The sequence below is a fragment of the Streptomyces sp. ICN903 genome (assembly GCF_022015835.1).
GTDB lineage: Bacteria > Actinomycetota > Actinomycetes > Streptomycetales > Streptomycetaceae > Streptomyces > Streptomyces fenghuangensis.
Window position 1 is genome coordinate 1 of the sequence record NZ_JAKMAY010000315.1, and the last position, 6,074, is coordinate 6,074.

General features: G+C 73.7%; 5 protein-coding genes. All 5 read right to left on the minus strand.

Going from position 1 to position 6,074, the window contains the following annotated elements; genetic code table 11:
• Nucleotides 1-68: 68 nt before the first annotated feature.
• The gene (locus tag L7D48_RS24275) at nt 69-461 is read right to left on the minus strand and encodes an NTP pyrophosphohydrolase (RefSeq protein WP_237882484.1); all 393 of its coding nucleotides are present in this window, start codon (nt 459-461) and stop codon (nt 69-71) included.
• Nucleotides 462-612: 151 nt separating this feature from the next.
• Nucleotides 613-2,742, minus strand: a complete 2,130-nt coding sequence (locus L7D48_RS24280) for a 3-hydroxyacyl-CoA dehydrogenase NAD-binding domain-containing protein (protein ID WP_237882485.1) — start codon at nt 2,740-2,742, stop codon at nt 613-615.
• Between the two features lie 73 nt (nt 2,743-2,815).
• Entirely contained in the window at nt 2,816-4,030 is a 1,215-nt protein-coding gene (locus L7D48_RS24285; protein ID WP_237882487.1) for an acetyl-CoA C-acyltransferase, read from the minus strand.
• Between the two features lie 226 nt (nt 4,031-4,256).
• Nucleotides 4,257-4,523: a hypothetical protein gene (locus tag L7D48_RS24290; protein WP_237882489.1), complete on the minus strand. Its 267-nt coding sequence runs from the start codon at nt 4,521-4,523 to the stop codon at nt 4,257-4,259.
• Between the two features lie 127 nt (nt 4,524-4,650).
• The gene (locus tag L7D48_RS24295) at nt 4,651-5,922 is read right to left on the minus strand and encodes an HRDC domain-containing protein (protein WP_374493575.1); all 1,272 of its coding nucleotides are present in this window, start codon (nt 5,920-5,922) and stop codon (nt 4,651-4,653) included.
• Between the last annotated feature and the right edge of the window lie 152 nt (nt 5,923-6,074).

Below are 6,074 nucleotides of genomic sequence, written 5' to 3' on the forward strand. Positions count from 1 at the left end.
GGGGGCGTGCGGACAGGGGCGCGGCCGGCGCCCGCTGAGCCGTGAGGGGCGGAGCCCGGGAGGGGATGTCAGCGCACCGAGCGCGGCCCGGCCGTACCGGCGCCCAGCGCCGCCACCCGCTCGCGCAGTCCGCGGTCGGCGGTGACCACCGTGCAGGGTCGGCCGCGGCCCTCGGCCGCCACCAGTTCCACGATCCGGTCGTCCCCGCTGCCGGGCGCCTCCACCACCCGCACACCGGGCACGGAGGCCACCCCCCGGGCGGCGCCCTCCACGACGAGCACGATCTCCTCGCCGTCCTCGCCGTCCCCTGTGCCCTCGCCGCTCCCGCCCGCGGCCCGTGCCGCGAGCCGGTCCCGCAGCCGCTCGGCGGCGCCGCGCCGGTCCCGCCACCAGCCGTCCGGCACCGAGCCGACGACGTTGGCGGCGTCCACGACGAGCAGGGGGCGAAGGCGTCCGGGCATGGCCCAAGGGTGCCACGGCCACCGCCCGGTCACCGCCCGGTCACAGCCCGGCCACCGCTCTCCGGAGCCCCGCGCACGCGACGGCGCCCGCCCGCACTCGGGGTGCGGACGGGCGCCGTGGGGCGGGGCAGCGGGGAGCCGCCCTGGCGCGTCAGTTCGGGACGCTCGCCACGCCCGGCTCCAGGAACCGCTTGCCGGCCACGCGCTCGGAGACGCCCTCGCGGTCCAGGTACGGCGTGATGCCGCCCAGGTGGAAGGGCCAGCCCGCGCCGGTGATCAGGCACAGGTCGATGTCCTGGGCCTCGGCGACGACGCCCTCGTCGAGCATCAGGCGGATCTCCTCGGCGATCGCGTTCAGCGCGCGCTCGCGGACCTGCTCCTCGGTCAGCACCGTGTCGCCGGTCTCGAACAGGGCGGCGACCTCCGGGTCCAGCTCCGGCTTGCCGGAGTCGTGGACGTAGAGGCCGCGCTTGCCCGCCTCGACGATGCGGCCCAGGTTCTCCGAGACGGCGAAGCGGTCGGGGAACGCGGCGTTGAGGGTGCCGGCCACGTGGTGGGCGACGGCCGGTCCGACCAGCTCCAGCAGGACGATCGGCGACATGGGCAGACCCAGGGGAGCCAGCGCGCGGTCGGCGACCTCGACGGGGGTGCCCTCGTCGATGGAGCGCAGCACCTCGCCCAGGAAACGGGTCAGGATGCGGTTGACGACGAACGCCGGGGCGTCCTTGACCAGCACGGCCGTCTTCTTTAGCGACTTGGCGACCGCGAAGGCCGTCGCCAGCGAGGCGTCGTCGGTCTGCTCGGCGCGGACGATCTCCAGCAGCGGCAGCACGGCGACGGGGTTGAAGAAGTGGAAGCCCACGACCCGCTCGGGGTGCCTGAGCTTGCTCGCCATCTCGGTGACCGACAGCGAGGAGGTGTTGGTGGCCAGGATGGCGTGCTCGGGCACGACCGCCTCGACCTCGGCGAACACCTGCTGCTTGACGCCCATCTCCTCGAAGACGGCCTCGATGACGAAGTCCGCGTCGCCGAAGGCGGCGGCCTTGTCCAGCGAGCCGCTGACCAGGGCCTTGAGGCGGTTGGCCTTGTCCTGGCCCACGCGCCCCTTGAGCAGGAGCTTGTCGATCTCCTCGTGGACGTAGCCCACGCCCTTGTCGACGCGCTCCTGGTCGATGTCGGTCAGTACGACCGGCACCTCCAGGCGGCGGGCGAACAGCAGCGCCAGCTGCGAGGCCATCAGACCGGCGCCGACGACGCCGACCTTGGTGACCGGGCGGGCCAGCTTCTTGTCCGGGGCGCCGGCCGGGCGCTTGGCGCGCTTGTTGACCAGGTTGAAGGCGTACAGGCCGCTGCGCAGCTCGTCGCCCATGATCAGGTCGGCCAGGGCGCGGTCCTCGGCGTCGAAGCCCTGCCGCAGGTCGCCGTTCTTCGCCGCCGCGATGATGTCCAGCGCGCGGTAGGCGGCCGGGGCCGCGCCGTGCACCTTGGAGTCGGCGATGCCACGCCCGCGGGCGACGGCCTGGTCCCAGGCCTCGCCGCGGTCGACGTCCGGGCGCTCGACCTCGAGCTCGCCGCGGAGCACCGAGGCGGTCCAGATCAGGGACTGCTCCAGGAAGTCGGCGCCGTCGAAGATCGCGTCGGCGATGCCGAGCTCGAAGACCTGCTCGCCCTTCAGCTGCTTGTTCTGGTTGAGCGAGTTCTCGATGATCACCGAGACCGCGCGGTCGGCGCCGATCAGGTTCGGCAGCAGGGTGCAGCCGCCCCAGCCGGGGACCAGACCGAGGAAGACCTCGGGGAGGGAGAAGGCCGGGACGGCCCGCGAGACGGTCCGGTAGGAGCAGTGCAGACCCACCTCGACACCGCCGCCCATCGAGGCGCCGTTGTAGTAGGCGAAGGTCGGCACGGCCAGGGAGGACAGCCGCTTGAAGACGTCGTGGCCGCCCTTGCCGATGGCCAGCGCGTCCTCGCGGCTCCTGATGACCTCCACGCCCTTGAGGTCGGCGCCCACGGCGAAGATGAACGGCTTGCCGGTCACGCCGACGCCGACGATCTCGCCCTTGGCGGCCTCGGCCTCGACCTGGTCGATCGCCTTGTCGAGGTTGACCAGCGACTGCGGGCCGAGCGTGGTGGGCTTGGTGTGGTCCAGGCCGTTGTCCAGGGTGATGAGCGCGAAGCGGCCCGCGCCCTGGGGCAGGTCGAGGTGACGCACGTGGGCGGTGGTGACGACCTCGTCGGGGAAGAGCTCGGCTGCGCCCTTCAGCAGTTCGGCGGTGTTGCTCATGCCACTCCCTCGCTGCGCTCGGTCGAGCACTCGCAAGTGCTGCTGTTCTTCACTGTTCGCTCGCTCCGCTCGCTCACTTGCCCTCCCAGTGGGGGTTCTCCCAGATCACGGTGCCGCCCATGCCGAAGCCGACGCACATGGTGGTCAGGCCGTAGCGGACGTGCGGCTGCTCCTCGAACTGCCGCGCGAGCTGCGTCATCAGACGCACACCCGAGGAGGCCAGCGGGTGGCCGAAGGCGATGGCGCCGCCGTACTGGTTGACGCGCGGGTCGTCGTCGGCGATGCCGTAGTGGTCCAGCAGGGCCAGCACCTGGACGGCGAAGGCCTCGTTGATCTCGAACAGGCCGATGTCGCCGATCGACAGACCGGCCTTGGCCAGCGCCTTCTCGGTGGAGGGGATCGGGCCGACGCCCATGACCTCCGGCTCCACACCGGCGAAGGCGTAGGAGACCAGGCGCATCTTGACCGGCAGACCCAGCTCCCGGGCCACGTCCTCGGCGGCGAGCAGGGAGGCGGTGGCGCCGTCGTTGAGACCGGCGGCGTTGCCCGCGGTGACCCGGCCGTGCGCGCGGAAGGGGGTCTTCAGGCCCGCGAGCTGCTCCAGGGTGGTGCCCGGGCGCATCGGCTCGTCGGCGGTGGCCAGGCCCCAGCCGGTCTCCCCGGCCTCCTCGTTGGAGCGGCGCACGGAGATCGGCACCAGGTCGGCCTGGATCCTGCCGTCGGCGTACGCCTTGGCGGCCTTCTCCTGGCTGCGCACGGCGTACTCGTCGGCGCGCCGCTTGGTGATGTGCGGGTAGCGGTCGTGGAGGTTCTCCGCCGTCATGCCCATGAACAGGGCGGACTGGTCGACCAGCTTCTCGGAGACGAAGCGCGGGTTGGGGTCCACGCCCTCGCCCATCGGGTGGCGGCCCATGTGCTCGACACCGCCCGCGACCACGACGTCGTACGCGCCGAAGGCGATCGACCCGGAGGTCGTCGTCACGGCGGTCATGGCGCCGGCGCACATGCGGTCGATGGAGTAGCCCGGCACCGTCGTCGGCAGCCCGGCCAGGATGCCGGCGGTGCGGCCCAGGGTCAGGCCCTGGTCGCCGATCTGGGTCGTCGCGGCGATGGCGACCTCGTCGATGCGCTCCGGGGGCAGGTCCGGGTTGCGGCGCAGCAGCTCACGGATGCACTTGACGACCAGGTCGTCGGCGCGCGTCTCGTGGTAGATGCCCTTCGGGCCCGCCTTGCCGAACGGGGTCCGGACGCCGTCGACGAAGACGACGTCCCTAGCGGTACGAGGCACGTTGGCTCTCCTCCAGGGGTGCGGTGGTACGCCGTACGGCGCGCTTCCCGGAGCTTATGCTACTTGCCGGTAACCCTCAGGTGGACAGCCCCCTTCCGAGGGAGTCGCACGTCACACTCCCGGCCGCCCCGCGGGCGGCACGACGCGGGCCCGCCCCGTGAGGGAGCGGGCCCGGAAACCGCGGAGCGGCGCGCGGCCGGCCCGGCCGTGGAGCGCCCGGGGGACGTCAGATGCCCTGCATCCCCTGGAAGACGACGAAGCCGAGGATCAGACCGCCGACCAGGCCCGCGATGGAGACCCCGAGGGCGGTCTTGCCCAGCCGCTCGCCCTTGGAGGTGGCGATCGCGCCGCAGATGATGCCCGCGATGCCGAAGAGCGGCGGGCAGAAGAGGAAGGCGACGCAGCCGAGCACGATGCCGACGATGCTGAGCGTGTTCGACGGGTTCGGCGGCTGCGGCTGGTACGGCTGGTTCGGGTAGTTCGGATAGGACATTCTCATCCCCCCTGAGTTGTCAGTGCGCGATCACCCTATGCGGGAACCGCGCGCGAGCGAAAGCCCGGTTCCCCGCCCGCGGCGGGAGGGGAACCGAGGGGCCGGGCCGTGTTGCGGGCAGCCCCGGTCAGACGTCGGACGGGACGGCCGACAGGGCGGCCGTCAGCAGCGGCGCCGTCTGCTCGACCTGCCACTGCCGGGCGCCGAGGTCGCGCAGCGCCTGCGCGACGGCGGGCTCGGACGCCTCGCCCGGGGGCTCCCAGCACAGCCGCCGCACCGTGTCGGGGGCGAGCAGGTTCTCCTGGGGCAGGTTCAGCTCCTCCGCGCGCGCCGTCACCGCCGCCCGTGCCGCGGCCAGCCGGGCCGCGGCGACCGGGTCCTTGTCGGCCCAGGCGCGCGGGGGAGGCGGCCCGGCCGGCGTCAGGGCCGGCTGCGGCAGTTCCGACTCGGGCAGGGCGCGGGCGCGCTGGACCGCGGCCAGCCACTGCTCGAGCTGCCTGCGCCCCATCCGGTGCCCGAACCCCGGCAGCGCGGCCAGCGCCTGCACGGTGGCCGGCATCGCCAGCGCGGCCTCCACGACGGCCGCGTCGGTGAGCACCTTGCCCGGCGAGACGTCGCGGCGCCGCGCCACCTGGTCGCGGGCCGTCCACAGCTCCCGCACGGCCGCCATCTGCCGCCGCCTGCGCACCTTGTGCATGCCCGAGGTGCGGCGCCAGGGGTCCTTGCGGGGGGCGGGCGGCGGGGCCGCCGCTATGGCGGCGAACTCCTGTCGCGCCCACTCCAGCTTGCCCTGGCGCTCCAGCTCCTCCTCCAGGGCGTCGCGCAGGTCGACCAGGAGTTCCACGTCCAGCGCCGCGTACCGCAGCCAGGGCTCGGGCAGCGGGCGGGTGGACCAGTCCACGGCGGAGTGGCCCTTCTCCAGGGAGTAGCCCAGGACGTTCTCGACCATCGCGCCGAGGCCGACGCGGGCGAAGCCCGCGAGCCGCCCGGCCAGCTCGGTGTCGAACAGCCGGGTCGGGCGCATGCCCGTCTCGCGCAGGCAGGGCAGATCCTGGGTGGCGGCGTGCAGCACCCACTCGGCGTCCGCGATCGCCTCGCCGAGGGCGGTCAGATCAGGGCAGCCGACCGGGTCGACCAGCGCGGTCCCCGCGCCCGCGCGGCGCAGCTGGACGAGGTAGGCGCTCTGCCCGTAGCGGTATCCGGACGCCCGCTCGGCGTCGACGGCCACGGGGCCGCGGCCCGCGGCGAAGGCGTCCACGACCTCGGCGAGCGCCTCGGGCGTCGCGGTCACGGGCGGGATGCCCTCGCGCGGCTCCAGCAAGGGGACCGGCGCCGGACCTTCCTCCCGTGCGGGAGGCCGAGCTGCGTTGCTTATGGAGGTCTCTTGGGCGTCGGTCACGCGACAAGGGTATCCATGCGCACGTGATGTGCGTCGTCCGCCGACGGAACGTCACGCCGGGGGACGCCGTACACCCGCCCGCACGCACGCACGCCCGCCCGGCCGGGGAGCCGGCCGGGCGGGCGGGTGCGGTCGCGGCGGCAGGGGGTCGT